The sequence below is a fragment of the Vallicoccus soli genome (assembly GCF_003594885.1).
GTDB classification, from domain to species: domain Bacteria; phylum Actinomycetota; class Actinomycetes; order Motilibacterales; family Motilibacteraceae; genus Vallicoccus; species Vallicoccus soli.
Map to the genome: position 1 here is coordinate 359150 of NZ_QZEZ01000001.1, position 25641 is coordinate 384790.

Genomic DNA, 25641 nt, shown 5'->3' on the forward strand with positions numbered 1-25641 from the left:
CGGCCGTGATCGTGCAGCCCCTCGGCCGTGATCATGCAGCCGCCCGGCGGTGATCGCCCGCCCGGCGGCGGTGGTGCAGCGCGCCGGGCTCACGCCGCCGCGGGCCCTCAGCGCGCGGGCCGCACGCCCGGGGCGGGCCCGGTCGAGCCGCGGACGACCAGCTCGGGGCGGAACATGAACTCCGCCCGCGGCGCCGGGGTGCCGCCGATCTCGTCGATGAGGGCGCGGACCGCCGCGGTGCCCATGGCGGCGACGGCCTGGCGCACGGTCGTCAGCGGCGGGTCGGTGAAGGCGATGAGCATGCTGTCGTCGTAGCCGACGACCGACACGTGGACCGGCACCTCGAGGCCGCGCCCGCGCACCGCCCGTACCGCGCCGAGCGCCATGAGGTCCGAGCCGCAGGCGACGGCGGTGCAGCCGAGGTCGAGCAGGCGCTCGGCGGCGGCCTGCCCGCCCTCGACGGAGAAGAGGCTGTACTCCACGTGGGCCTGCGCGCCCGGCACCTGCGCGACCGCCGCGCGGAACCCGCGCACCTTGCGCACCACCGGCACGAAGCGCTCCGGGCCCACGGCCAGCCCGATCCGCCGGTGCCCCAGCGACGCGAGGTGCGACACGGCGAGGTCCATCGACACCACGTCGTCGTTGGAGACGAACGGCGCGTCGATGCCCTCGGCGTAGCCGTTGACGAGCACGACGGGCAGCCCGCGCTCGCGGAGCCGGTGGTAGCGCTCGTGGCTGGCGAGGGTGTCCGCGTGCCAGCCGCTGACGAAGATGATCCCGGCGACGCCGCGCTCGAGGAGCATGTCGACGTACTCGTCCTCGGTGACCCCGCCGGGCATGTGCGTGCACAGGACCGGCGTGTAGCCGCGCTGGGCCAGCCCGTTCTCGATGACCTGGGCGAACGCCGGGAAGATCGGGTTCTCCAGCTCCGGGACGACGAGCCCGACGAGGCCCGCGCTGCGCTCGCGCAGCTTGCTGGGGCGCTCGTACCCGAGGACGTCGAGGGCGGTGAGCACGGCCTTGCGGGTGTGCGCGGCGACCCCGGGCTTGCCGTTGAGGACGCGGCTGACCGTGGCCTCGGAGACCCCCGCCTGGACGGCGATGTCGTAGAGCCGGGCTGCCATGGGCGGGACTGTAACGTCTTGCAGCGGCTTGTGGTGGTGCTTGCAAGCGCCTCAGGCGGGGGCCGGCCGCGGCGCCGGGGCGCTGAGCCGGTAGCCCATGCCGCGCACCGTCGCGATGCGCTCGGCCCCCAGCTTGCGGCGCAGGTAGCGCACGTAGACGTCCACGACGTTGGAGCCGGGGTCGAAGTCGTAGCCCCAGACGTGCGAGAGGAGCTGCTCGCGGCTCAGGACCTGGTCGGGGTTGCGCAGGAAGGTCTCCAGCAGGAGGAACTCGCGCGCCGTCAGGTCGACCGTACGGCCCCCCACCGCCGCCCGGCGGGTGCGCAGGTCCAGCGTGATGCCGCCGTGCGCGAGGACCGTCGTCTCCGACGTGCCCCCGGTGGCGCGCAGCCGCAGCCGGATGCGCGCGAGCAGCTCCTCGAAGCGGAAGGGCTTGGGCACGTAGTCGTCCGCCCCGCCCTCGAGCCCCGCGACGGTGTCGGTGACCGAGTCGCGCGCGGTGAGGATGACGACGGGGATCCGGCTGCCGGACCCGCGGACGCGCGACAGGACCTCGAAGCCGTCGCACCCGGGCAGGCCCACGTCGAGCACGAGCAGGTCGAACTCGCCGGTGAGCGCGTGGTCGACCGCGGAGGGGCCGTCGCCGACCACGCTGACCGTGAACCCGTTCGCCCGCAGCCCCTTGGCCACGAACATCGCGATGCGCTCCTCGTCCTCGGCGATGAGGATGCGGTTCACGGACGCCCTCCCTGGTCGTCGAGGTGCACCGGCACGCGCCGGTCCACCGGGATCTCGAGCTCGACGACGGCCCCGAGGCCGACGCCGCTGCGCATGCTCGCGCGGCCGCCGTGCGCGGCGGCGATGGCGGAGACGATGGCCAGGCCGAGGCCCGAGCCCTCCGTACGGGTCGAGCTGCCGCCGCGGACGAAGCGCTCGAAGACCCGGTCGGCCTCGGCCTGGTCGAGCCCCCGGCCGGTGTCGCGGACCCACAGCCGCGCCACGGGCCCGTCGACGGCGGCGCCGACCGCCACCGTGGCGCCCTCCTCCGAGTACTTCACCGCGTTCTGCGCGAGCTGCACGAGCGCCTGGGTGAGCCGCTGGCGGTCGGCGAGGACGACGGCCTCGGGCCGCGCGTCCACGAGCCAGGTGCGCGGGCCCAGGGCGCGCGCCTTGTCCACGACGTCCTCGACGAGCTCGCCGAGGTCGACGCGCTCGGGGCGCAGGAAGTCCGGGCGCTCGGCCTTGGCGAGCAGCAGCAGCTCCTCGACGAGCCGGCTCATCCGGTCGACCTCGTCGACGAGCAGGTCGCGCGTCTCCGCGACGTCGCGCGGGTCGTCCGGGTCCAGGAGCTCGAGCTGGCCCCGCAGGATGGTCAGGGGGGTGCGCAGCTCGTGGCCCGCGTCGTCGATGAACTCGCGCTGCGTGGTGAAGGCGCTCTCCAGCCGGTCGAGCATCGCGTTGAACGTGCGCGCGAGCTCGGACACGTCGTCGGCGCCGCGCACGGCGATGCGCTGCGACAGGTCGTCGTCGCTGATGCGCTGCGCGGTGCGCCGCAGCGCGCGCAGCGGTGACAGCAGCCGCCCGGCCACGAGCCAGCCGGCGGCGGCGACCAGGGCCAGGGCGACCACGGCGGTGACCGCGTACGCCCGCACGGCCGGGATGAACTCCGCGTGCTCGCGGTCGATGAAGCTCGCGACCACGTAGTGCCCCGCCTCGGCGCCGCGGCGCACCTCGAGGGCGGCGAAGCGGATCTCCTCGCCCTGCACCTCGACGGTGCGGAAGGCGGCGCCGTCCACCCCGTTCACCGCCGCGATGAACGCCGGCTCGGTCTCCAGCGGCAGCTCGTCCCGCCCCGGGGTGAACACCACGGGGGCGCCGCCGACGAAGCCGACGATGCGCTCGTGCTGGTCCGGGACGTTGCGCTGCAGCGCCACGGTCAGCAGGCGGGTCAGCGAGGTGAAGGCCTCGCCGGTCTGCGGGTCCACCCCGGTCTCCTGCAGGCCGCGGAACTCCTCGACCTCCTGGCTGATCGCCTCGTCGGTGCCGCGGTCGATGCGGGCGGTCTCGACGAGGTACGCCGTCGCGCCGGCCCCGCCGAGCCCGAGCGCGCTGAGGACCACGACCCAGGTCAGGATCCGGGTGCGGACGGTGAAGGTGCCGCGCAGCCGCCGCAGGCCCCCCGGGGCGGGCTCCGCCGCCGGGGTGCGGCGGGTACGGCCGGTGGGGGTGCCGGCCGGCGGGGCGGCCGGCCGCGGGGGCAGGGAGGGCTGCTCGCGCGTCGGCGCCCCCGGGTCCGCGGGGCGTCCGCCCGTGCCGCTCACCGCCACGCGCCCATCCTCGCCCCGGTCGACGGTGCCGGTGCTCACCGGTCGTCGCCGTCGCCGTCGTCGTCCCCGCCGTCGTCGTCCCCGCCGGCCCCGCTGTCGTCGTCCCGGCTGTCGTCCCGGCTGTCGTCGCGGTCGTCGTCGCGGTCGTCGCGGTCGTCGCTGCGGTCGTCGCTGCGGTCGTCGCTGCGGTCGTCGCCGCGCCGCTCCGCCCGGTCGTCGTCGTCCCCGCCCGAGGAGCCGGCGCCCCCGGACGCGCCGGACCCGCCGGACCCGCCCCGGGCCGGCGCCGCGCCGCCGTCGTCGTCCCGGTCGTCCCGCTCGTCCCGCTCGTCGCGGTCGTCGCCCGGCTCGACGCGGTCGTCCCGGTCGCGCTCGCCGCCGTCGTCGTCCACGGTGCGGGGCGCGGGCACGACGGGCGTCGGCCGCGGCGGCGGGCCCGCCGGGCGCCCGGCGGGGGTCGTCCCCGGGGTGGCCCCGGGGGTGGCGGGCGCGGTGGCCGTCGGGACGTCGAGGACGAGCGGCCCCCCGAGCTCCGGCGGCGGGGTGCTGCCCGTCGTCGCCGCGGCGACGGCGAGGCCGGCGACGGCCGAGGCGCCGAGGGCGGCGACTGCCTTGAGGACTGGACGCATGCCCCCAGGGTGCGGGAGGCGGAGGAGGCGCGCGTGAGACTCCTGTGAGAGGACTCTCATCCGCGGTGGACCGTCCCGGTGCGGCTAGCCTGGGCGCCCGCCCGCGAGGGCCCGCCGGCGTGGCGCAACTGGCAGCGCACCCGACTTGTAATCGGGCGGTTGGGGGTTCGAGTCCCCCCGCCGGCTCTCGCGCCGCCGCGGCCCGCGCGCCGCGGCGGCCCGTGCCCCACCGGAGGAGCGGCGGGCGCCGCGCTTGACGGCGCACGACCGCCCGCCGCAGAGTCGGGCGGGTGCCCACCGACCCCCCGGACGCGCCCCAGCCGGACCAGCCGGACCAGCCGGACGTACCGCTGCGGGCCGCGCTCTTCCTGCGCGGCGACGCGGAGCGGCACCTGGCCCGGCTCGACGCGGTCGACGCCGACGCGGTGGTCGTGGACCTGGAGGACGCCGTCGACCCCGCCGGGAAGGACGCGGCGCGGGCCCTGGTGGCCGAGCACCTGCGCCCCCGGCCGCGGGGCCGGGCGCTGTGGGTGCGGGTGAACGCGGCGACCGGCCCGGTCGTCGACCTCGACCTCGACGCCGGGCTGTGGCCCTGCACCAGCGGTGTCGCCCTGCCCAAGCTGCAGGACCCGGCGGAGCTGGTCCTGCTCGACGCGGCGCTGGCGCGATGGGAGGCGGCCCGCGGCGTGCCGGTCGGCACCACGGGCGTGCTCGGGATGGTGGAGACGGCCGCCGGCGTCCTGGCCCTGCCCGCGGTCCTCGCGGCGCGGCCGGCCCGCCCGCTGCGGCTGGCCTTCGGCCCGGCGGACTACGCGGCGGAGCGCGGCCTCGCGGTGGAGGCGGCGCTGCCGGCGCTGGAGCACGCCCGCGCCGCGCTCGTCCTGCACTCGGTGGCCGCGGGCCTGCCCGCGCCGCTCGACGGCCCGTGGATGCGCGTCGGCGACGACGCCGGCCTCGCCGCGGACTCCCGGCGCTCCGCTGGGCACGGCTTCGGCGGGCGCCTGGCCATCCACCCCGGTCAGGTCCCGGTGGTCCGGGCCGCGTACGGCGGCGGCGAGGACCTGGAGCGGGCCCGCGCGGTCGTGGCGGCGTGGGCGGCGCGCCCGGCCGGCACCGGGTCGGTGCGCGTCGGCGACGAGTTCGTCGACGCCCCCGTGCACGCCGCGGCGGCGGCGCTGCTCGCCGCGACGGGCGAGGCCGACCGGACGGGGGAGCGGCCGTGAGCGAGCGCCGGCGCCTGCCGCTGGAGGGCCTCACCGTCGTCGCCGTGGAGCAGGCCGTCGCGGCGCCCCTCGCCACCCGGCACCTCGCGGACCTCGGCGCGCGGGTCATCAAGGTCGAGCGCCCCGGCCGCGGCGACTTCGCCCGCGACTACGACACCACGGTGCTCGGCCAGTCCAGCCACTTCGTGTGGCTCAACCGCAGCAAGGAGAGCATCGCCCTCGACCTCAAGAGCGAGGACGGCCTGCGCACCTTCGAGCGCCTCCTCGCCCGGGCCGACGTGCTCGTGCAGAACCTCGCGCCCGGCGCCCTCGACCGCATGGGCCTGACCGCCGCCGCCCTGCGCGAGCGGTTCCCGCGGCTCGTCGCGGTCGGCATCTCGGGCTACGGCACCAGCGGCCCCTACCGCGACAAGAAGGCGTACGACCTCCTGGTCCAGTGCGAGGCCGGGGTCGTCGCGCTGACCGGCACCCCGGACGCGCCGAGCAAGACCGGCATCCCGGTCGCCGACATCGCCGCGGGCATGTACGCGTACGCCGGCGTCCTCGCCGCCCTCGTCGAGCGCTCGACGACGGGGGAGGGGCAGGTCGTCGAGGTGTCGATGCTCGACGCCCTCGTCGAGTGGGCGGGCTACGCGCTCTACTTCACCGGCTACGGCGGGGCGCAGCCGCCGCGCTCGGGCGCCCACCACGCGGCGATCGCGCCGTACGGGCCCCACCGCGCCGGCGACGGGCACCAGGTGTTCCTCGGGGTGCAGAACGACCGGGAGTGGCGCGCCTTCTGCGCGCTGGTGCTGGAGGAGCCCGACCTCGCCGACGACCCCCGCTTCGCGACGAACAGCGACCGGGTGGCGCACCGCGACGAGCTCACGGCGGCCACCGAGCGGGCGTTCGCCGGGCTGACCGCCGACGAGGTCGTCGAGCGGCTCGAGCGGGCGCGGGTGGCCAACGCCCGCCTGCGCGACGTGGCCGAGGTGCTGGGCCACCCGCAGCTGGCCGCCCGCGACCGGTGGCGCGAGGTCGCCACCCCGGCGGGCCCGGTCCGGGCGCTGCGCCCGCCGACGGTGTCCGACCGCGAGGCGCGCATGGACCCGGTCCCGGCGGTCGGCGAGCACACCGCGCAGGTCCTGGCCTGGCTCGACGCGCAGGACGGGGCCGGCTAGCCGTGCCCGACCTTTGACGGTACGTCCCGACCCGCACTAGCGTCCGCGGGTCCGGGCAGCGCAGCAGCGACAGGACGGGACGGGTGTCGACGTGGAGGCCCTGCACACGGCGGTCGCGATCCTCGGGGTCGTCCTGCTCATCATCGTGGTCCGCGTCGACCCGGTCATCGCGCTGGTGCTCGGCTCGCTCTACCTCGGACTGGCCGCCGGCCTCGGCTTCGAGGAGACGCTCGCCCAGCTCGTCGGCGGGTTCGGCGAGATCATGGCCGAGGTCGGCCTGCTCATCGGCTTCGGCGTGCTGCTGGGGTCGTTGCTCTTCGCCATGGGCGCGCTGCAACGCCTGGTCGAGCTCATGCTGCGCGTCCTCGGCCCGCGCCGCCTGCCGTACGCGCTGAGCGTCGTGCTCACGACGGTCTTCCCGTCGATCTACGTCGACGTGCAGCTCGTCCTCGCCGCGCCGCTGGCCCGCGGGGCCGCCCGCCAGCTCGGGCGCGACGGCCTCGGCCTCATGGGCGGCGCGCTGACCGCGGGCATCCTCGTCGGGTACGTCTTCGTCGTCCCCGGCCTCGGCACGGTGGCGATCGCCGGGCTGCTCGGGGTGCCGCTCGGCACGATGCTCGTGTACGGCCTGCTCGTCGGCCCCCTGACGGCGCTGCTCACGACGCTGGTCTACGCCCTCGTGCTGCGCCGCGGCTTCTGGACGCCGGAGAAGGACGAGCACGAGAGCAAGGCCCTGCTCGAGGCGGAGGCCCAGGCGCGCGCCGAGGGCACGGCGGCCGTCGGTGCGTCGGGGGCGTCGACGTCCGCGGGGCCGTCCACGTCGGCCTCCGCCGGCCCCGCCGTGGTCGGGGCGGGACCGGGCCGGGGCCGCGAGCGGCGGGTCCCGCCGCTGGCGGTCTCGCTGCTGCCGATCCTGCTGCCCCTCGTGCTCATCGCGACCGGCGCGATCGCCGCGGCCGCCGGCGTCGAGTCCTCCGCGCTGGCCTTCTTCGGCGACCCCGCCCTCGCGCTCTTCCTCGGCCTCCTCGGGGCGTACGTCCTCGCCCGCCGCTCGCTCGGCGGCGAGGCGACGGAGGAGGCCCTGACCAAGGGCTTCGGCACGACCGGGCAGATCCTGCTCATCACCGGCGTCGGCGGCTCGCTGGGCGCCGTCATCGCCGCGACCGGCCTGGACCAGGTGCTCGGCGACCTGTTCTCCGCCGAGTCCGGCCTGCCCGTCGCGCTCGTGCTCCTGCTCGCCTGGTTCGTCGCGGCCGTGCTGCACCTGGCCATCGGCTCGATCTCCGTCGCCGCGATCACCGCCGCGGGGATCATCGGCCCGGTCCTCGGCGACCTCGACGTCGAGCCGGCGATCGTCGGCCTCGCCATCGGCGCCGGCGCGCTCTTCGCGCTGCAGGTGAACAGCAACTTCTTCTGGATGTTCCAGACCCTGCTCGGGGTGTCGACCCGCGGCGCGCTCAAGGCGCTCACCTTCGTGACGTCCCTGGCCTCGGTGGTCTCGCTGCCGCTGATCTTCCTGCTCAGCCTCGTCGTCTGACGGACGCCCCCGCACTGCGGGGAGTGCCGTTCGCCCCCGCGGGCAGCGCCGGCCCGGCTACCGTCGGGGGCGCACGGTACGAGCACGAGGAGCGTCATGCGGGGACGAGGTGGGCTGCGCCGCGCGTTGGCCGAGCGGCGGCTGCGGCGCCGGGGCTTCGTCCCGCACCCCGTGACCTGCCGCTACTGCGCCGACCAGCCGGTCGTCGCCGTCGCGTGGATGCCCTCGGCCTGCTGCGGGCAGGGCGTCGTCGCGGCCTGCGGGGAGCGGCTGCGCGACCACTTCCAGCAGGCGCACCCCGAGCTGCGCCTGGGGCCGCGACCGGGGCCCGCCGGCGCCTGCGAGCTGCGGTGCGCCGCAGGCGACCCCGCGCCGCGCTCCGCTTGAACGTCCGCGGCCGTCAGGCCGAGGCGCGCAGCGCCGGAGCGGCGGGCTCGGCCGGTCCGTCCGCCCCCGCCGCGGGCAGGCGGACGACGAAGCGGGCGCCGGGGGCGGCGTCCTCGTACCGGACCTCGCCGCCCGCGGCCGCGACGAGCCGCCGGACGATGTGCAGGCCGAGCCCGGTGCCCTCGGCGGCCGTGCCGGGCGCGCGGCTGCCCCGCTCGAAGAGGTGCGGGACGAAGGCGGCCGGGACGCCGGGACCGTGGTCGCGCACCCGCAGCTCCACGCCGCCCGGGACGGCGCGGGCGCCCAGCTCGACCGGGCCGCCGCCGTGCTTGGCGGCGTTGGCGACGAGGTTGCCCAGCACCTGCTGGAGCTGGCTCGGGTCGGCCAGGAGGGTGCCCGCGGCCTCGGCGCCCGGCAGCACCTCGACGCGGACCCCGACCGCCCCGGCGGCGGCGCGCTCGAGGGCCGCCGCCGCGCGCACCGGCTCCACGTCGGCGGTCAGCGCTCCCGCGCGCGCCATGGCCAGCACCTCGTCGACGAGCTCGCGGACGCGGTCGGCGGCCAGGCGGGTCCGGGCCAGCATCGCGGTGCGCAGCTGCTCCGGCATCGCGTCGCCGTCGTCCTCGAGCAGCTCGAGGTAGCCGCGCAGCGCGCTGAGCGGCTGGCCGAGGTCGTGGGAGAGCATCGCGACGAGGTCGCGGCTGAGCTGGTCGGCCTCGCGGAGCTCGTCGTTCGCCGCGCGCAGGCGCCGCGCGCCGTCCTCGAGCGCCGCGTCGGCCCGGGCGCGGGCGGTGATGTCGAGCAGCTGCGTGACGAAGTGCAGGGGCGCTCCGGACGGGTCGCGCACGAGCACCGTGGACTGGCTGACGTGGACGACCTGCCCGTCGGGGCGCAGGAAGCGCTTCTCCAGGTCGTAGCCGTCGCGCTCCCCGCGCAGGACGGCCTCGATGGCGGCTGAGGTGCGGGCGACGTCGTCGGGGTGGGTGACCTGCGACCAGTGCTCGGGGTCGGGGCCCTCGTCGAGCGCGAGGAGGCGCCGGGCCGCCGCGTTGGCCTCGCGCAGCCGCCCCTCGGGGGAGCTGATGACCATGCCGAGCTGCGAGCTCTCGAAGACGCTGCGGAACTTCGCCTCCGACGCGTCGACCGCCGCGCGGGCCGCCGCCTGCTCGGTGAGGTCGACGACGTGGCAGACGAGGTGGTCGCCGGCCGGCCCGTCGCCGCGCACGAGCGAGGTGCTCACGTGCACGGGGACCTCGCTGCCGTCCGCGCGCCGCCACCGCTGCTCGCGGTGCCCGGGCTCGAGCGACGCCCCCCTCTCGGCGGGGCGGGTGCCGACGAGACCGCCGTCCACCACCCCCAGCAGGTCGTGCGCGGCCCGGTTCGCGCGCAGGACGCGCCCGTCGGTGCCCACGAGCAGGGTGCCGTTGGGGGCGTGGTCGAACACCGCGCGGTACTCGCGGTCCGCGGCCCGCTGCTGCTCGGCGAGCGCCCGGACCCGCTCCTCCTCGAGGTCCGCGAACAGCTGGGCGCCGCGCATGAGCTCGGCGTACGAGCGGCGCAGCGACAGGTAGAACAGCGCGACGCACGCCGTGAGGGCGTCCCAGACGGCCATCGGCCAGCCCGGCGCCGTCGGGTGGCCCGCCGCGGCGTGGACGGCGTGCAGGGCGTGCAGGCCGTGCCCCACGGCGCAGGACAGGAAGATCGTCCCGGTGGCGAGGCCCAGCGGGTTGGTCCGGAGCTGCCCGCTGGCGACGAGGGGGCGCAGGATCGCGACGGCGATGGCGAGGTAGGCCGTCGTCACGACGGCGTTCGCGCCGAGGAGGGCCCACTGCTGCACGACGGGGACCTCGGCACGGCCGACCGGGGCCTTGAGCCCCCGCGCGTACGGCCGGAGGGGTGGCGCGCCGCGCGGCTCCTTCAGCGGGCGGGGACCGGGGTCGATGGGACGGGCGTGGAAGGACCTCGTACGCCCCGCTCCCGGCGCGGCGCCCGCTGGGCGCTCGCCGGGTGCGTCGCGCTGGTCCTGGCCGCCCTGTCGGCGTTCGCCGGCGTGGCCGTCGGCGCCTCGCAGGACGACGCGCGCGAGCAGCGCTCCCGCGCGGCCGCCCAGGCGTCGGCCGGCGCGCTGGAGCGGCGGGTCGCCGCGCACGAGGAGGTGCTGCACGGGCTCGCGGCCTGGGTCGGGACCACCGGCTGGCCCCGGCGCGCCGACTGGCACGCCTCCCTGGTGCGCCAGGACGTCCTCGCCCGCGACCCCGGGATCAAGGTGCTCGGGGCGGCGCCGTACGTCCCCGCCGGCGCCGGCCCCGCCTGGGCGGGCGGGGTGCGGGCGGACGCGGCCGCGTCGGGGCTGGGCTACCCCGCCCTGCCCGCGCCGGCCGCGGGCCGGGCCGGCGCCCCCATCGCGTACCTCGAGCCGCTGGCCGGGAACGCTGCGGCGTACGGGTTCGACCTGCTGTCCGAGCCCACCCGCCGGGCCGCCGTCCTCGGCGCCCGCGACAGCGGTGCCCCGCGGGCGACCGCCCCGCTGCGCCTCGTGCAGGAGCGCGGCGAGCAGCGCGGGCTGCTCGTCGTCGTGCCCGTGTACGCGCCGGGGGCCCCGACCGGCACGGTCGGCGAGCGCCGGGCCGCCTTCCGCGGCGTCGTGTTCGCCGCGTTCCGCGCCGGCGACCTGCTCCGCGCGGCCCTGCCCGAGCACGCCGGCGGCAGCGCCGTGCTCGACCTCGGCCCGTCGTCGGCCCCCGTGGCCCTGCGCGACGCCGATCCGCTCGTGCTCGGGGGCACCCCGCCGCGCGACGCCCGGCGCGTCGACCTCGACCTGGCCGGGCGGCGGTACGCGCTGCTCGTGCCCGGGCTGCCGCCGGCCACCGCGGTCGAGCGGTGGGCGCCGGTCGTGCTCGTCGTCGGGGGCGCGCTGCTGGCGCTGCTCTCGGGGGCGCTCGTGCTCACCTCCGCCGCGGCCCGCGAGCGCGCCGAGCGCCGGGAGGCGGCCAGGACGCGGGAGCTGGAGAGCGTGGTGGCGTCCTCGCTGGACGCGGTCGTCACGGTGGACGCGCAGGACCGGGTGGTCTCCTGGAACCCCGCCGCGGTCGCGCTGCTGGGCCGCAGCGGCCCGGAGGTGCTGGGCCGCCCGGCCGCGGAGGTGTTCCCCGGCGGGCTGCGGAGCGCCCTCGGCGAGGACGGCGCCGGCGCGACCGGGGTCGAGCTGACCGCCACGGGCCCGGACGGGCGGCCGCTGCTCGTCGAGGCCACCCTGGCGCCCTGGCACGGCGACGGCGGCGGGTACGTCACCGCCATCGCGCGCGACGTCACCGAGCGGCGGGCCGCCGAGCGGGCCGTACGGCGCGCGCACGCTCTGCTGCGGGCGGTGCTCGACGCGGCCACGGGCACGGCGGTCGTGGCCACCGACCCCGACGGGGTGGTCACCGTCCTCAGCGCGGGCGCGGAGCGCATCCTCGCCCGCAGCGCCGACGAGGTCGTGGGCAGGCTGCGGCTCACCGACGTGCACGACGCCGTGGAGCTGGGCCGGCGCGCCGGCGAGGTCGGCCTGCCCCCGGGGCCTGCGGCGCTCGCCGCCGCTGCGGGCACCGAGGGCCCCGTGGCCCGGGAGTGGACGTGGGTCCGTCCCGACGGCGAGCGGCGCCTCGTGGCGCTCACCGTGACCGCGATGCACGACGCCGAGGGCCGGCCCGCCGGCTGGGTCGCGGTGGCCGACGACGTCACCGAGGCCCGCCGGCTCGAGCGCGAGCGCCTGCACCTCGCCGACCGCCTCGAGACGCTGCTCGCCTCGACGGCCGAGGGCATCTTCACCATCGGCGTCGACGGCCGCACGGCGTCGGCGAACCACGCCTTCGCCGCGCTCGTCGGGCGCCCCGTCGAGGAGCTCGTCGGCGCCGACGCGCACGGCCTGTTCCACCACCGCCGCCCGGACGGCACGCCGTACCCCCGCGAGGAGTGCCACGTGCTCGCCGCCGCCCGCACGGGGGTCGCGCGCCGGGTCGACAGCGAGGTGCTCTGGCGCCCGGACGGCGCGGCGGTCCCGGTGGAGTACCTCGCCGCCCCGCTCGTGCGCGACGGGCGCACCGAGGGGGCCGTGGTCACGGTGCGCGACATCCGGGAGCGCAAGCGGACCGAGCAGGCGCTGCTCGAGGCCGTGGCGCACGAGCGCGAGGTCGCGCTGCGCCTGCGCGAGCTCGACCGGGTGCGCGCGGACTTCGTGGCGACGGTGAGCCACGAGCTGCGCACGCCGCTGACGAACGTCTGCGGCTACCTCGAGGTGCTCCTCGACGGCGAGGCCGGCCCGCTGGCGCAGGAGCCCCTGCGCATGGTGGAGGTGGCGCGGCGCAACGCCCAGCGCCTGCTCGCGCTCGTGGAGGACCTGCTCGTGCTGAGCCGGGTGGAGACCGGCGGCTTCCAGGTGCGCCAGGACGAGGTGGCCCTCGGCGCGGTCGTCGCGGCCGTCGTCGACGACGTCGCCCTGCCCGCGCGCGAGCGCGGCCTCGAGCTCGTCGTCGTCGACGAGGGCGTCGGGACGGTCCTCGGCGACGAGGCCCAGCTCGAGCGGGTCCTCGCGGCCCTGCTGAGCAACGCCCTGAAGTTCACCCCGCCCGGCGGGCGGGTCACGGTGACCGCCGGCACCGAGGGCGGGCGGGCCCGGGTCGCGGTCGCGGACACCGGCGTCGGCATGTCCGAGGAGGAGCGGGCCCAGCTCTTCACGACCTTCTTCCGCGCCGCGGGGGCCAGCGAGCGCGCGGTCCAGGGCGCCGGGGTCGGCCTCAGCGTCGCCAAGACCGTCGTGGACCGGCACGGCGGCGAGATCCGGGTGGCCTCCGCCCCCGGCGCCGGCACGACCATGACCCTGCTCCTGCCGCTGCTCGTCGCGGCGCCGGCCTGACGCGCAGGGGCCCCGTACGCGCGACGGGGCGCCGGCAGCCGTGGCTGCCGACGCCCCGTCGGGGTGCTCCTGAGCGGTCGCTCAGATGGCGCGGACGTTCTCCGCCTGCGGGCCCTTCTGGCCCTGCGTGACCTCGAACTCGACGCGCTGCGCCTCGTCCAGCGAGCGGTAGCCGCTGCCCTGGATCGCGGAGAAGTGGACGAAGACGTCGGCGCCGCCGCCGTCCTGCTCGATGAAGCCGTAGCCCTTCTCGGCGTTGAACCACTTCACGGTGCCCTGTGCCATGTGCCTGTCTCCTTGCCGGTGGTCGTCCGCGTCGTGCGGACCTGTCGGGCCGACTGCCCCGCCGTCTGACCGCCCCTGACCGTGCCGGAGACAGCAGACGCCCGCGCTGGTGTGCTCGCGGGCGTCCGAAGAACGTACGAGTAGCTAGTACAACCACCGCCCACCGTAGCACCGGCGCCGCCCACGGGGAAGCGCCGCGCCCCCGGCCTCCCGCGGCGCGCCGCGGGAGGAGGAATGACACCCGTGTGGTTCGCACCTACGATGGCGCCAGCCAGACTCGACCCAGGGGGAGCCGTATGGACGCCGCGAACGCGCTGCCGGTCACCGGCGGCCCGGACGCCGGGCTCAGCGAGCGGGACCGCGAGGTCCTCGCGTTCGAGCGCCAGTGGTGGAAGTACGCCGGCGCCAAGGAGCAGGCGGTCCGCGACCTGTTCGACATGTCGGCCACCCGCTACTACCAGGTGCTCAACGCCCTCATCGACCGGCCCGAGGCCCTGGCGCACGACCCCATGCTCGTCAAGCGGCTGCGCCGGCTGCGCGCGAGCCGCCAGCGCGCCCGCTCCGCCCGCCGCCTCGGCATCGAGCTCTGACCCCGGTGGGCGAGGAGCGGGAGGACCAGCAGGGCGGCCTCGGCGCGCGCACCCGCCGGGGCGCGCACCGCGCGCGGCCCGAGCCGTGGCGCGCGGTGGTGCCGGCGGTCGTGCTCGCCGCGGTGGTCGCGGGCGGTGCGGTGGCGCTCACCACCGGGGACGACGGGGGCGGGCCGTCGACGACGACCGCGTCCGAGCAGCAGCCGGCGGCGCAGCCCCCGGCGACGGCCACCGCTGCGGCCGAGCCGTCCGAGCAGCCGTCGGGGAGCCCGTCGGGGGAGCCGTCCGAGGAGCCGTCCGGGGAGCCGTCCGGGGACCCGTCCGGGGAGCCGTCCGAGGAGCCGTCCGAGGAGCCGTCCGAGGACGCGACGCAGGACGAGGGCGGGGCGGCCGGCGGCGCCGAGGTCGTCGTGCTCAACCAGACGTCGGTCAAGGGCCTCGCCGCGAGCCTCGCGGAGGACCTGCGCGGCGAGGGGTGGGCCGTGACCGGCACCGGCAACTTCCGCGGCACCGTGCCGTCGACGACGGTCTACTACCCCGAGGGCCTGCAGGACGAGGCCGAGGCGGTCGCCGCCGACCTGCCCGGGCCCGACCGCACGCGCCCGGTGTTCGGCAACCTGTCGCGCGACGCCCTCACGGTGGTCGTCACGGAGGACATCCGCTAGGGCAGGCTGGGCGGGTGAGCACCCTCCCCGTCCCCGTGACCGAGGCCGGGCGCACCGCCCTGGCCGCGCTGGCCGCCGCCCCCGCGCAGGCGCTCGTCGCCTGCGACTACGACGGCACCCTGGCGCCCATCGTCGACGACCCCGCGGCGGCGCGCGCCGACGCAGGAGTGGCCGGCGCCCTCGCCGACCTCGGGGCCGTCCTCGGCCGGGTCGCCGTCGTCACCGGGCGCCCCGCGGCCGTGGCCGTCGAGCTCGGCGGGCTCGCGGACGTCCCCGGGCTCGTCGTCCTGGGGCACTACGGCCTCGAGCGCTGGCACGGCGGCGAGCTGAGCGCGCCCGACCCCGCGCCGGGCGTCGTCGCGGCGCGGGCGGAGCTGCCCGGGCTGCTGGGCGGACTCGGTGCCGACGGCGCCCGCGTGGAGGACAAGCGCGCCGCCGTCGCGGTGCACACCCGCGGCGCCGCGGCGCCGCAGGAGCTGCTGGAGCGCCTGCGCGCCCCGCTCGGCGACCTCGCCGCCCGGCACGGCCTCGTCGTCGAGCCCGGCCGGCTCGTCCTCGAACTGCGCCCGCCGGGCGTGGACAAGGGCGCCGCGCTGCGCTCGCTCGTGGAGGCCCCGCCCTTCGACGGCCGCCCCTCCTGCGTCGTCTTCTGCGGCGACGACCTCGGCGACCTCCCCGCCTTCGACGCCGTCGACGCCCTGCGCGCCCAGGGCGTGCCCGGCCTGCTCGTCGCCAGCGGCTCCGACGAGGTGCGCGCGCTCGCCGAGCGCGCCGACCTCGTCGTCGACGGCCCCCCCGGCGTCCTGCAGGTCCTGCGCGCCCTCCTGCCCTGACCCCTGCGCCCCCCGGGACTCGGGAGCCGCCATCCCCGCCTGGTCACCGCAGCGACCCGCTCGCCGCGATCGTGCGCGTACGGCGTCCCTGGCACCTGGGCACCGCCATCAGCGCATGATCGCCGCGGAGGGAGTCCGCCGCGATCATGCGCGGATGGCGGACCCCAGGCGCGGGAGCGGGTCGGGGAGCGGGCCGGACCCGGTAGGGCCTGAGGGCGTCCCGCGCACCGCCCCACCCTCGGCCGCGATCATGCGCGTACGGCGGCCCCTGGCACCTGGCGGACCCCAGGCACGGACGCGGGTCGGGGAGCGGGTCGGACCCGGCGGGGCCGGAGGGCGTCCCGCGCACCGCCCCGCCCTCGGCCGCGATCATGGGCGTACGGCGTTCCCTGGCGGCAGCTGGGCACCCGCCCTCAGCGCATGATCGCCGCAGGGGGTGCGCCGCGATCATGCGCGCATGGCGGGCCTTGGCGCGCGAGCGGGCCCGGGAGCCGGCGATACCGTGACCGGCGGGATCGCAAAGGCGGTCCCCCGCACCCCTCAGCGCATGATCGCCGCAAGGGGTGCGCCGCGGTCATGCGCCGATGGTGGACTCCGACTGCGCGCCGCCGTCAGCGCATGATCGCCGTGGGGGGCGGGTCAGCGGCGGCGCTTGGTGCTGGCCCGGTGGACGACCTCGCCGGGGACGCGCTCGACGCGGACCCCGTCGTCCTCGGGGAGCGGGCCGAGGGCGAGGTCGGCGAGGCGGCGGCCGAGGTCGCGCAGCGGCAGGGCCACCGTGGTGAGGGCGGGGGTGGTCTCGCGGCCGACGGGGAGGTCGTCGAACCCGGCGAGGGCGACGTCCTGCGGCACCTTGAGCTTGCGCTCGCGCAGGGCTGCGAGGGCGCCGACGGCGACGGTGTCGCTGACGGCGAGGACGCAGGAGCCGCGCAGGTCGACGGAGGCGGCGAGCTCGAGCGCGGCCTCGTACCCGCCCTCGCGGCTCAGCGCGCCGTTCACGACCTCGCCGAGCCGGCTCTTGCGCCCGCCCGCCGTCCCGTCCTTGAAGCCCGCGACGCGGTCACGGGCGGTGACGAGCTCCTTGGGGCCGGCGAGGACGTGGAAGCGCTCGAAGCCCTGCTCGACGAGGGAGGCGGCAAGCGCTTTCGCCGACGGCCGGTTCTCGAGGAGCAGCGTGTCGGTGCCCAGCGTCCGCTGCCCCAGGACCGCGACGCGCCCGCCGGCGAGCTCGAAACCCTCGACCTCGGCGGCGAGGCGCCGGCCGACGTCGCGGCCCGACGTGCGGCTGCCCGCGAGGACCACGGCCCGGGCGCGGTGGTTGCGCATGGAGGACACGTGCTCGAGCTCGAGCTCCGGGTCGTGGCCGGTGCTCACCACGCTGACGAGCAGGCCCATCTCCCGCGCGACCTCGAGCACACCGGCCGCGACCTCGGCGTCCCACGGGTCCGTGATGTCGGGGACGACGAGGCCGACGAGGTCGGACGCGCCCCGGGCCATCGCCTGGGCGGCGGGGTTGGGCCGGTAGCCGAGCTCGGCGGCCGCGGCGAGCACCTGTTCGCGCAGGACGGGCCCGACGGTGCGGACGCTGCCGTTGAGCACCCGGGACGCGGTGGCGAGGGAGACGTCCGCGGCGCGCGCGACGTCCGCGAGGGTGACAGGACCTGAGGGCACGGGGGACCGCCTCTCCGACGTGTGGTCGCGCTCACCGTACTGCACCGGCGCCTCCCGGCACCGCCAGGACGCGGCTTTCCCGCTCCGCGTCCGGTCACTCCGGGCTAGCGCTTTCTCACCCCAGGGCGTCGACCTGGGCCGCGAACCACCGCTCCGGGGGCACCGCCGTGGCCGCCGCGGCGAGGCGGCGGCAGCGGGAGCGGCGCTCCTCCGGGGGCATCGTCAGCGCCCGGTGGAGGGCGTCGGCGGTCTCCCCGACGTCGTACGGGTTGACGAGCAGCGCGTCGCCGCCGAGCTCCTCGGCGGCCCCGGCCTCGGTGGACAGCACGAGCGCGCAGCCGTCCTCGGCGAGGACGGGGCCCTCCTTGGCGACGAGGTTCATCCCGTCCCGCACCGGGTTGACGAGGAGGACGTCGGCGAGCCGGTACGCAGCGAGGCTGCGCGCGTAGTCGTCCTCGACCTGCAGGACGACGGGCTGCCAGTCGTCGGTGCCGAACTCGTCGTTGATCTCCTCGGCGACCCGCAGGACGGCGGCGGTGTACTCGCGGTACTCGGGGAGCTCGGCCCGGGAGGGGTAGGCGAAGGCGACGTGCACCACCTCGCCGACGTGCTCGGGGTGCCCGCGCAGGAGCTCGCGGAAGGCCAGGAGCCCGCGGACGATGTTCTTGCTCAGCTCGGTGCGGTCCACGCGCACGACCGTGCGGCGCCCCCGCAGGTCCTCGGCGAGGGCCGCCCGGCGCGCCTCCACGTCGGGCCGCGCCGCGCGCTCGCGCAGCTCGGCGCCGTCGACGCCGAGCGGGTGCACCCCGAGGCGGGTGGTGCGCCCGGCGTGCTCGACGGTGAGCGCCGCGCGGTCGACCCGGGCGCCCAGGACCCGCTCGGCGCAGTCGAGGAAGGCCCGCGCCCACCGGACGCTGAGGAAGCCGGCGTGGTCGGCGCCGAGCAGGCCCTCGAGGAGGCTCCGCGCGACGCGGGCGGGCAGGAGCGCGTAGTAGTCCGGCGGCGCCCAGGGGGTGTGGGAGAAGTGGGCCGTGCGCAGGTCGGGCCGCAGGTCGCGCAGCATCCCGGGCACGAGGCTCAGGTGGTAGTCCTGCACGAGGACCTTCGCGCCCGGGGCCGCGTCCTCGGCGACCGCCTCGGCGAAGGTGCGGTTGTAGGCGACGTACCCCTCCCACTCGCGCGTGAAGGGGGCGCCGAAGACCGGGGTGAACGCGGTCGACCAGAGCAGGTGGTGGACGAACCACAGCGTCGAGTTGGCCACCGCGTCGTACGCGCGGTGGAAGGTCAGCGCGTCGATGTCCAGCATCCGGACCACGGCGTGCCCGGCCCCCACCGGCTCCCCGAGGTGCCGGTCGACGTCGTGCGGCGCGAGCCGACCGCCCGGCACCGACCGGGACGCCTCGCGGTCGGCGTCGCCGAGGGCGGCGCACACCCACAGCGCCCCCGTGGCGCCCGCGACCGCGGAGAGCCCCGAGACGAGGCCGCCGCCGCCGCGGCGCGGGACGAGGCCGCCGTCCTCCGCGCGCACGAACGTGACCGGTCCGCGGTTGGACGCGACGAGCAGGGGAGCGCTGCCGGCCACGGGAGTGCCTCCGGCGGGGTGGGGCGGGTCGTGGGCCAGCGACCCTAGCCGGTCCCGCCGCCGGCCCGGCGGGCGGTCCCGGCCCCGAGGGGGCCGGGCGGCCGCTGCCCGTGCCGCGGTGCCCTACGATGGGGGGCACAACTGAAGACCGCTCATCCAGAGGGGCAGAGGGACACGGCCCGACGAAGCCCCGGCAACCCCGTGCGTACGACCGCGACCTCCGCGGCCCCGGCGCGCGAAAGGTGCCAACTCCGTCCCGCGGACCATCCGGCGGGAAAGATGAGGAGAGAGGCCTCGTACGTGACTGCCACGACCACCCCCCTGCCCACCGCCGTCGAGCCCGACGTCGACCTGGGGCCGGCCACCGGCCTGACCTGCCGCGAGTGCGGGGCGTCCTTCCCCCTCGGCGCGCGCTACGCCTGCGAGGAGTGCTTCGGCCCCCTCGAGGTGGCGTACGACTACCGCGGCGTGACCCGCGCCTCGATCGAGGCCGGTCCGCGCAACATCTGGCGCTACCGCGGCCTGCTGCCCGTGCCCTCGACGGTCACCGAGGTGCCGAACCTCGAGCCCGGCTTCACCAAGCTGGTCCGCGCGGACAACCTCGCCGCCGCGCTGGGCATGCGCCGGCTGTGGGTGAAGGACGACTCGGGCAACCCCACGCACTCGTTCAAGGACCGCGTCGTCGGCGTGGCGCTCGCCGCCGCCCGCGAGCTCGGCTTCCAGGTCCTCGCCTGCCCGTCGACCGGGAACCTCGCCAACGCCGTCGCGGCGGCCGCGGCGCGCGCGGGCATCCGCTCGGTGGTCATGGTCCCGAGCGACCTCGAGCAGCAGAAGATCGTCACGAGCGCCGTGTACGGCGGCACGCTCGTCGCGGTCGAGGGGACGTACGACGACGTCAACCGCCTCGCCTCGGAGATCGCGGGCGAGGAGGAGGACTGGGCGTTCGTCAACGTCAACGTGCGCCCCTACTACGCCGAGGGCTCCAAGACGCTCGGGTACGAGGTCGCCGAGCAGCTCGGCTGGCGCCTGCCGGAGCAGCTCGTGGTCCCCATCGCCTCCGGCTCGCAGCTCACCAAGATCGACAAGGGCTTCCGCGAGCTCGTGCACCTCGGGCTCGTCGACGACGCGCCGTACAAGGTCTTCGGCGCCCAGGCGACCGGCTGCTCGCCCGTCGCGCAGGCCTGGAAGGCCGGGCACGACGTGGTGCGCCCGGTGAAGCCGGACACGATCGCCAAGTCCCTGGCCATCGGCAACCCCGCCGACGGGCCGTACGTGCTCGACGTCTGCCGCCGCACCGGCGGGGCCGTGGAGGACGTCACCGACGCCGAGGTGGTCGAGGGCATCCGCCTGCTCGCCCGCACCGAGGGGATCTTCGCCGAGACCGCCGGCGGCGTCACGGTGGCGACGCTGCGCAAGCTCCTCGCCTCCGGTCAGCTGGACCCCGCGGCCGAGACGGTCGTGTTCAACACCGGCGACGGGCTGAAGACGCTCGACGCCGTGTCCCCCGTCGTCGGCCCGACGGCGACCATCCCCGCCTCGCTCGAGGCCTTCCGGAAGGCGGTCAGCGCGTGAGCGTCAGCGTGCGCATCCCGACGATCCTGCGGACCTACACCAAGGGGGAGTCCGAGGTGAGCGCGGAGGGCTCGACGCTCGCCGAGGTCATCGCCTCGCTCGACGCCTCGTACCCCGGGATCGGCGCGCGCGTCCTCGACGACGCGGGCAAGCTGCGGCGCTTCGTCAACGTGTACGTCGGCGACGAGGACGTGCGCTTCGCCGACGGGCTGCAGACCCCGACGCCCGAGGGGGCGCAGGTCTCGGTCATCCCGGCGGTCGCCGGGGGCTGACGCGGGCGGCGGTACGGTCCCCGCCATGGCCAGGGCGGCGAGCGGCGGGGGCGACCCCGCGCGCACCCTCGCCCTGCTGTGGGACCTCGACCCGCCGAGCCCCCGCGGCCCGCGACAGCGGCTGCGCCCCGCGCAGGTCGGGGACGCGGCCGTGGCGCTCGCCGACGCGCAGGGCCTGGACGCGGTGACGGTGCGCGCGGTCGCCGCGCAGCTGGGTGTCGCGCCGATGACGCTCTACACCTACGTCCCCGGCCGCGACGAGCTGCTCGACCTCATGGTCGACCTGGTGCACCGCGAGGAGCTGCCCGCGCTGCGCGGCGGCTGGCGCGAGCGCGCCGAGCAGGTCGCCCGGGAGCGGCTGGACCGGGCCCGCCGCCACCCGTGGCTGCTCGAGGTGGCGACCCGCCGCCGCCCGCCGCTGGGGCCGGGGACCATCGGCACGTACGAGCGCGAGCTCGTCGCCCTCGACGGCGCCGGGCTGAGCGACGTCGAGCGCGACCTCGTGGTGGTCCTGCTCGGCGACGTCGCGGACGGCGCGGCGCGCGGCGGCACCGCCGCAGGGGCGCAGGACGCGGACTGGTGGGCGGCCAGCGGGCCGCTGCTGGAGCGGGTGCTGGACCCGGCGCGCTACCCGCGGGCGGTGCGGGTGGGCGCGGCGGCCGGCGCGGAGCAGGGGGCGGCGTACGACCCGGGGCGGGCCCTCGCCTTCGCCCTCGACCGGGTCCTCGACGGGGTGGCCGCGCTCGTCGCCGGGCGCCCGCCCGCCTGACCCGGGGTCGCTTGCACTCTCCAGGGTCGAGTGCCAACATGGGCCTAGCACTCTCGTGCAGGGAGTGACAGGAACGACCGGTCGGCGAGGGTCGGCGCAGCGGGGACGTGACCGCGCGCTCCGGCTCGTCCGTCGCGGGCGCTGGACCGGTCGCCATCCACCCCGTCTGGGAGGGACCGGAAACTTCATGGCAAAGATGATCGCTTTCGACGAGGAGGCCCGTCGCGGCCTCGAGCGCGGCATGAACCAGCTCGCCGACGCCGTCAAGGTGACGCTCGGCCCGCGCGGCCGCAACGTCGTCCTGGAGAAGAAGTGGGGCGCCCCCACGATCACCAACGACGGTGTGAGCATCGCGAAGGAGATCGAGCTCGAGGACCCGTACGAGAAGATCGGGGCCGAGCTGGTCAAGGAGGTCGCGAAGAAGACGGACGACGTCGCCGGTGACGGCACGACGACCGCGACCGTCCTGGCCCAGGCGCTGGTCCGCGAGGGCCTGCGCAACGTCGCCGCCGGCGCGAACCCGATGGCGCTCAAGCGCGGCATCGAGAAGGCCGTCGAGGCCGTCTCCGAGCAGCTGCTGAACGTCGCCAAGGACGTCGAGACCAAGGAGCAGATCGCCTCCACGGCCTCGATCTCCGCCGCCGACACCCAGATCGGCGAGATGATCGCCGAGGCGATGGACAAGGTCGGCAAGGAAGGCGTCATCACCGTCGAGGAGAGCAACACCTTCGGGCTCGAGCTCGAGCTCACCGAGGGCATGCGCTTCGACAAGGGCTACATCTCCGGCTACTTCGTGACCGACGCGGAGCGCCAGGAGGCCGTCCTCGAGGACCCGTACGTCCTCGTGGTCAACAGCAAGATCTCGGCGGTCAAGGACCTGCTCCCGCTGCTGGAGAAGGTCATGCAGTCGGGCAAGCCCCTGCTGATCATCGCCGAGGACGTGGAGGGCGAGGCCCTGGCCACGCTCGTCGTCAACAAGATCCGCGGCACCTTCCGCTCGGTCTCGGTCAAGGCCCCGGGCTTCGGCGACCGCCGCAAGGCCATGCTGCAGGACATCGCGATCCTCACCGGCGGCCAGGTCATCAGCGAGGAGGTCGGCCTCAAGCTCGAGAACGCCGGCCTCGAGCTGCTCGGCCGCGCGCGCAAGGTCGTCATCACCAAGGACGAGACGACCATCGTCGAGGGTGCGGGCGACGCGGACCAGATCGCGGGCCGCGTCAACCAGATCCGCGCCGAGATCGAGAAGTCGGACTCGGACTACGACCGCGAGAAGCTCCAGGAGCGCCTCGCCAAGCTCGCCGGCGGCGTCGCCGTCATCAAGGCGGGCGCGGCCACCGAGGTCGAGCTCAAGGAGCGCAAGCACCGCATCGAGGACGCGGTGCGCAACGCCAAGGCCGCCGTCGAGGAGGGCATCGTCGCCGGTGGTGGCGTGGCCCTGCTCCAGGCGTCCGTCTCGGCGTTCGACAAGCTCGAGCTCGAGGGCGACGAGGCCACCGGTGCCGCGATCGTCAAGCTCGCGCTGGAGGCCCCGCTCAAGCAGATCGCGGTGAACGCCGGCCTCGAGGGCGGCGTCGTGGTCGAGCGCGTGCGCAACCTCGAGCCCGGCAACGGCCTCAACGCCGCGACCGGCGAGTACGTCGACATGATCAAGTCCGGGATCATTGACCCGGCCAAGGTCACCCGCTCGGCGCTGCAGAACGCCGCCTCCATCGCGGCGCTCTTCCTCACCACCGAGGCCGTCATCGCCGACAAGCCGGAGAAGGCCGCTGCGGCCCCGGCCGGCGGTGGCGACATGGGCGGCATGGACTTCTGAGCCACGCCGCTCGCACCACCTGAGCACCACCCCGAGGGGCGGTCCCGGCTCGCGCCGGGGCCGCCCCTCGCGGCGTCGCACCCCTAGGCTCCTCGTCGTGGAACGTCCCTGGCTGCCCCACGAGGCGCTGACGGGTGCGGCGGGCACCTTCGGCTGGACCGCCGCCCGGCACTACGACGACCGGCCCCGCCGGCGCCGGGCCGTCCGGGCCGGCGTCCTGGCGGGCCTGCTCGTCGCCGAGGCCACCCGTCCCGCGCGCCACGGGCGACCGGTCGCGCCGGCCCCCGAGCGGCACGCGGGGCCGCACCCCGCGCCGCAGGACCCCGCGCCGGAGGACCCCGCGCCGGAGCACCCCGCGCCGGAGGACCCCGCGCCGGAGGACCCGGCGCCCGGCCTCCGGGACCTCCCGTGGCCGCTGGTCGCGGCCGGGCTCGGCGCCTCGGTCGCCGGCACGGTGCTGTGGCACCGCGCCGAGGACCGCTGGCTGCGCCGGCTCGCCCGTCGCGGGCACCGCAGCCCCGCCGCCTCCCTCGGGCTGGGCCTGGCGGGGGCGCAGCTGCTCATGGCGCTCGGCGCCGGGGCGGTCGCCCGGCGCCGCGACGCCCGCCGCGGCTGAGGGCCCGCGGCGCCCTCAGCCGAAGCTGCGGGCGACCTGCTCCTCGGCGCCGGCGTACGCCGTCCCCGCCTGCGCCAGCAGGTCGGCGATGCCGGTGAGCGCCTGGTTGAGCCCCTCGGCGCTGCGCTGCCACTCGGCCCACAGCTCCTGGAAGCGCGCCTGCGCGACGCCCGCCCAGTCGCCGCCGAGGGGCGCGACGGACGCGGCGAGCCCGCGCAGCTCGCCGTCGATGCTCCCGGCGCCGCCGCGGACCCGTCCGGAGAGGGAGTGCAGCTGCTCGGGGGTGACCCGGAACCCGGTCATGGGGTGCTCCTGTCGTGGCCGGCGGCCCCCGTCGGGCCGCGTCCGGCGCACCGTACGGCCGCGCCGCGGACCCCCGGCCCGGGCCGTCCACAGCCCTGTGGACGGTCGGCTCAGCCCGGCGGGAGCGCGCCCAGCGGCGCGACGACCCCGCACCCCTCGGTGCACACCCAGTGCGGGTCGGGCCCGAGCTCGGGCTCCACGCCCAGCGGCTCGCCGTCGTGCACGCGGCAGGTCGGCCAGCGGCCCTCGGTGTCCATGAGCCGGTCCTGCACGTCCTGGGCGACCTGGCCGGCCACGTACGCCCCGCCCTCGGGCCACTGCCCGACCCACCAGCGCCGCTCGACGACGACGTCCTCGACGAGGTCGACGACGTCGGGGGTGTCGGCGCCGTAGGCCGCGAGGTCGTGCAGCACGAGCGCGCGGGCGCGCAGCAGCGGGTCGGCGGGGGCGTCGCTCATGCCCCCCATGGTGCCCCGGCGGCTAGGCTCGCCCGCTGTGGCGATCCTCGTCGACCCGGCCATCTGGCCCTGGCGCGACAAGCTGTGGTCGCACCTGGTGAGCGACACCGGGTACGACGAGCTGCACGCCTTCGCCGAGCGCCTCGGCGTGCCGCGCCGGGCGTTCCAGGGCGACCACTACGACATCCCGGAGGAGCTGCGGGACCGGGCGATCGCCCTCGGCGCGCAGGACGTGACGGGGCGCGAGCTCGTCACCCGGCTGCTGGCCTCGGGGCTGCGCCGGCGGCCAGCGCGCTGAGCTCGCGCGCGACGTTGTCCCGCGCGGCACGCTCCCCGTGCGCCCCGGTCGGCGTGCGGAAGAGCCGCGGGTGCGCCAGCAGCCCCCGCAGCACCGCGGCGCGGCCGGCGGCGAAGGCGGCGTCGGGCACGTGGGCGTGCTCGCGGCGCACGTCCGCGGCGTACTCCGCGTAGCGGGCCGGGTCGGCGGCGAGCACGCCGAGGTCGGCGTCGGCGAGGACGCACCCGTCCGCGTCGCCGTCCGCGGGGTCGTGCCCCGCGGTGAGCAGCACCAGCCGGGCGACCTCGCCCGCGGCGGGCACCCCGAGGGCGCCGAGGACCGCGGTGGCCAGCCGCGCGGAGCGCTCCTCGCTGCCGGGGCGGTGGACGTCGTACACCGCGTCGTGGAACCACGCGGCCAGCCGCACCGCGCCGGGGTCGCGGGCGTGCCGCGCGAGCGCGTCGACCCGCTCGAGCACCTCCGCGAGGTGCCGGCGGTCGTGGTACGCGCGGTGCGGCTCGTCCCAGCGCGCCAGCAGGTCCCGCCCCGCCGCGTCCAGCGCCGGGCCGGGGCGCGCCCCGGCGCCGACCGCCGCCGCGGCCCACCGCGCGAGCAGGTCCTCGTCCGCCACGACCGTCACGTCCGCCACCCCCG

The 25641-nt window shown here is 77.2% G+C and carries 25 protein-coding genes, 1 tRNA gene and 1 riboswitch; of the genes, 15 read left to right on the plus strand and 11 right to left on the minus strand.

The features are described from left to right. Nucleotides 1–107: 107 nt before the first annotated feature. Genes D5H78_RS01820 through D5H78_RS01835 form a run of 4 tightly spaced genes read right to left on the minus strand, consistent with a single transcriptional unit; the run spans nt 108 to nt 4080 of the window. The gene (locus tag D5H78_RS01820; RefSeq protein WP_119948686.1) at nt 108–1124 is read right to left on the minus strand and encodes a LacI family DNA-binding transcriptional regulator; all 1017 of its coding nucleotides are present in this window, start codon (nt 1122–1124) and stop codon (nt 108–110) included. Between the two features lie 51 nt (nt 1125–1175). Continuing rightward, nucleotides 1176–1862 (minus strand): response regulator transcription factor, encoded by a 687-nt coding sequence (locus tag D5H78_RS01825; RefSeq protein ID WP_119948687.1) that lies wholly within the window; start codon nt 1860–1862, stop codon nt 1176–1178. Next, a complete protein-coding gene (locus D5H78_RS01830) occupies nt 1859–3451 on the minus strand; it encodes a sensor histidine kinase (RefSeq protein WP_133411980.1) in 1593 nt (530 codons plus the stop codon). The genes D5H78_RS01825 and D5H78_RS01830 overlap by 4 nt, the downstream gene beginning before the upstream one ends. 35 nt (nt 3452–3486) lie before the next feature. Then, complete coding sequence (locus D5H78_RS01835) at nt 3487–4080, minus strand: hypothetical protein (RefSeq protein ID WP_119948689.1); 594 nt, start codon at nt 4078–4080, stop codon at nt 3487–3489. A 113-nt stretch (nt 4081–4193) separates the two neighbouring features. Between D5H78_RS01835 and D5H78_RS01840 the strand changes: the two genes are divergently transcribed. From D5H78_RS01840 to D5H78_RS01860, 5 genes are all read left to right on the plus strand, one after another. Continuing rightward, nucleotides 4194–4266, plus strand: a tRNA-Thr gene (locus tag D5H78_RS01840). A gap of 104 nt (nt 4267–4370) precedes the next feature. Further along, nucleotides 4371–5303, plus strand: a complete 933-nt coding sequence (locus D5H78_RS01845; RefSeq protein ID WP_119948690.1) for an HpcH/HpaI aldolase/citrate lyase family protein — start codon at nt 4371–4373, stop codon at nt 5301–5303. Then, a complete protein-coding gene (locus tag D5H78_RS01850) occupies nt 5300–6463 on the plus strand; it encodes a CaiB/BaiF CoA transferase family protein (RefSeq protein WP_165865556.1) in 1164 nt (387 codons plus the stop codon). The genes D5H78_RS01845 and D5H78_RS01850 overlap by 4 nt, the downstream gene beginning before the upstream one ends. Before the next feature lie 91 nt (nt 6464–6554). Further along, nucleotides 6555–8000, plus strand: a complete 1446-nt coding sequence (locus D5H78_RS01855; RefSeq protein ID WP_119948692.1) for a GntP family permease — start codon at nt 6555–6557, stop codon at nt 7998–8000. A 96-nt stretch (nt 8001–8096) separates the two neighbouring features. Further along, entirely contained in the window at nt 8097–8387 is a 291-nt protein-coding gene (locus tag D5H78_RS01860; RefSeq protein ID WP_133411981.1) for a hypothetical protein, read from the plus strand. 13 nt (nt 8388–8400) lie between these two features. Here the strand turns inward: D5H78_RS01860 and D5H78_RS19040 are convergent, their stop codons facing one another. Beyond that, the gene (locus D5H78_RS19040) at nt 8401–10224 is read right to left on the minus strand and encodes a sensor histidine kinase (protein WP_165865557.1); all 1824 of its coding nucleotides are present in this window, start codon (nt 10222–10224) and stop codon (nt 8401–8403) included. Nucleotides 10225–10338: 114 nt separating this feature from the next. On the opposite strand from D5H78_RS19040, the gene D5H78_RS01875 reads away from it, so the two are divergent. Next, nucleotides 10339–13281: a PAS domain S-box protein gene (locus tag D5H78_RS01875; RefSeq protein ID WP_165865558.1), complete on the plus strand. Its 2943-nt coding sequence runs from the start codon at nt 10339–10341 to the stop codon at nt 13279–13281. A gap of 81 nt (nt 13282–13362) precedes the next feature. On the opposite strand, the gene D5H78_RS01880 is transcribed toward D5H78_RS01875, so the two are convergent. Further along, a complete protein-coding gene (locus D5H78_RS01880; RefSeq protein ID WP_119948695.1) occupies nt 13363–13566 on the minus strand; it encodes a cold-shock protein in 204 nt (67 codons plus the stop codon). A 296-nt stretch (nt 13567–13862) separates the two neighbouring features. Here D5H78_RS01880 and napA point away from each other — a divergent pair, with 296 nt between their 5' ends. Genes napA through otsB form a run of 3 tightly spaced genes read left to right on the plus strand, consistent with a single transcriptional unit; the run spans nt 13863 to nt 15654 of the window. After that, nucleotides 13863–14156 carry a nucleoid-associated protein NapA gene (napA, locus tag D5H78_RS01885; RefSeq protein ID WP_119948696.1) on the plus strand — a complete coding sequence of 98 codons (294 nt, stop codon included), beginning with the start codon at nt 13863–13865 and terminating at the stop codon, nt 14154–14156. A gap of 5 nt (nt 14157–14161) precedes the next feature. Continuing rightward, nucleotides 14162–14821 (plus strand): LytR C-terminal domain-containing protein, encoded by a 660-nt coding sequence (locus D5H78_RS01890; protein ID WP_119948697.1) that lies wholly within the window; start codon nt 14162–14164, stop codon nt 14819–14821. A gap of 14 nt (nt 14822–14835) precedes the next feature. Then, on the plus strand, nt 14836–15654 hold the full coding sequence (gene otsB / locus D5H78_RS01895) for a trehalose-phosphatase (protein WP_119948698.1): 819 nt from the start codon (nt 14836–14838) through the stop codon (nt 15652–15654). A 639-nt stretch (nt 15655–16293) separates the two neighbouring features. Here the strand turns inward: otsB and D5H78_RS01900 are convergent. Further along, complete coding sequence (locus tag D5H78_RS01900) at nt 16294–17325, minus strand: LacI family DNA-binding transcriptional regulator (protein ID WP_119948699.1); 1032 nt, start codon at nt 17323–17325, stop codon at nt 16294–16296. A 115-nt stretch (nt 17326–17440) separates the two neighbouring features. After that, entirely contained in the window at nt 17441–18907 is a 1467-nt protein-coding gene (locus tag D5H78_RS01905; RefSeq protein ID WP_218566117.1) for an alpha,alpha-trehalose-phosphate synthase (UDP-forming), read from the minus strand. Nucleotides 18908–19056: 149 nt separating this feature from the next. Continuing rightward, nucleotides 19057–19193: riboswitch (SAM riboswitch) on the plus strand. Here D5H78_RS01905 and thrC point away from each other — a divergent pair. The 5 genes from thrC (at nt 19187) to D5H78_RS19525 (ending at nt 23949) form a co-directional block, all read left to right on the plus strand. Next, entirely contained in the window at nt 19187–20479 is a 1293-nt protein-coding gene (gene thrC / locus D5H78_RS01910; RefSeq protein ID WP_119948700.1) for a threonine synthase, read from the plus strand. It overlaps the preceding riboswitch by 7 nt. After that, nucleotides 20476–20751: a MoaD/ThiS family protein gene (locus tag D5H78_RS01915; RefSeq protein WP_119948701.1), complete on the plus strand. Its 276-nt coding sequence runs from the start codon at nt 20476–20478 to the stop codon at nt 20749–20751. The genes thrC and D5H78_RS01915 overlap by 4 nt, the downstream gene beginning before the upstream one ends. Nucleotides 20752–20776: 25 nt before the next feature. Further along, nucleotides 20777–21520, plus strand: a complete 744-nt coding sequence (locus D5H78_RS01920) for a TetR/AcrR family transcriptional regulator (protein ID WP_119948702.1) — start codon at nt 20777–20779, stop codon at nt 21518–21520. A 187-nt stretch (nt 21521–21707) separates the two neighbouring features. Further along, a complete protein-coding gene (gene groL / locus D5H78_RS01925) occupies nt 21708–23333 on the plus strand; it encodes a chaperonin GroEL (RefSeq protein WP_119948703.1) in 1626 nt (541 codons plus the stop codon). Between the two features lie 97 nt (nt 23334–23430). Beyond that, entirely contained in the window at nt 23431–23949 is a 519-nt protein-coding gene (locus D5H78_RS19525) for a hypothetical protein (protein WP_177891082.1), read from the plus strand. Nucleotides 23950–23964: 15 nt separating this feature from the next. Here D5H78_RS19525 and D5H78_RS01935 read toward each other — a convergent pair whose 3' ends face one another. Together D5H78_RS01935 and D5H78_RS01940 are read right to left on the minus strand one after the other, a co-directional pair. Next, nucleotides 23965–24252, minus strand: coding sequence for a WXG100 family type VII secretion target (locus tag D5H78_RS01935; RefSeq protein ID WP_119948704.1), 288 nt, complete (start codon nt 24250–24252; stop codon nt 23965–23967). Nucleotides 24253–24362: 110 nt separating this feature from the next. Then, nucleotides 24363–24710 (minus strand): hypothetical protein, encoded by a 348-nt coding sequence (locus D5H78_RS01940; RefSeq protein ID WP_119949281.1) that lies wholly within the window; start codon nt 24708–24710, stop codon nt 24363–24365. Nucleotides 24711–24747: 37 nt separating this feature from the next. Here D5H78_RS01940 and D5H78_RS01945 point away from each other — a divergent pair, with 37 nt between their 5' ends. After that, nucleotides 24748–25008 carry a DUF4031 domain-containing protein gene (locus D5H78_RS01945; RefSeq protein ID WP_119948705.1) on the plus strand — a complete coding sequence of 87 codons (261 nt, stop codon included), beginning with the start codon at nt 24748–24750 and terminating at the stop codon, nt 25006–25008. Here D5H78_RS01945 and D5H78_RS01950 read toward each other — a convergent pair. Further along, on the minus strand, nt 24962–25636 hold the full coding sequence (locus D5H78_RS01950; protein WP_119948706.1) for an HD domain-containing protein: 675 nt from the start codon (nt 25634–25636) through the stop codon (nt 24962–24964). The genes D5H78_RS01945 and D5H78_RS01950 overlap by 47 nt on opposite strands. Nucleotides 25637–25641 lie beyond the last annotated feature (5 nt).

What these genes read in the sequence shown, in the direction of transcription:
- D5H78_RS01820 (WP_119948686.1), bottom strand. Translation starts at nt 1,124, where the DNA reads ATGGCAGCCCGGCTCTACGACATCGCCGTCCAGGCGGGGGTCTCCGAG.
- D5H78_RS01835 (WP_119948689.1), bottom strand. Translation starts at nt 4,080, where the DNA reads ATGCGTCCAGTCCTCAAGGCAGTCGCCGCCCTCGGCGCCTCGGCCGTC.
- D5H78_RS01860 (WP_133411981.1), top strand. Translation starts at nt 8,097, where the DNA reads ATGCGGGGACGAGGTGGGCTGCGCCGCGCGTTGGCCGAGCGGCGGCTG.
- D5H78_RS01880 (WP_119948695.1), bottom strand. Translation starts at nt 13,566, where the DNA reads ATGGCACAGGGCACCGTGAAGTGGTTCAACGCCGAGAAGGGCTACGGC.
- napA (WP_119948696.1), top strand. Translation starts at nt 13,863, where the DNA reads ATGGACGCCGCGAACGCGCTGCCGGTCACCGGCGGCCCGGACGCCGGG.
- thrC (WP_119948700.1), top strand. Translation starts at nt 19,187, where the DNA reads ATGAGGAGAGAGGCCTCGTACGTGACTGCCACGACCACCCCCCTGCCC.
- D5H78_RS01920 (WP_119948702.1), top strand. Translation starts at nt 20,777, where the DNA reads ATGGCCAGGGCGGCGAGCGGCGGGGGCGACCCCGCGCGCACCCTCGCC.
- groL (WP_119948703.1), top strand. Translation starts at nt 21,708, where the DNA reads ATGGCAAAGATGATCGCTTTCGACGAGGAGGCCCGTCGCGGCCTCGAG.
- D5H78_RS01935 (WP_119948704.1), bottom strand. Translation starts at nt 24,252, where the DNA reads ATGACCGGGTTCCGGGTCACCCCCGAGCAGCTGCACTCCCTCTCCGGA.
- D5H78_RS01940 (WP_119949281.1), bottom strand. Translation starts at nt 24,710, where the DNA reads ATGAGCGACGCCCCCGCCGACCCGCTGCTGCGCGCCCGCGCGCTCGTG.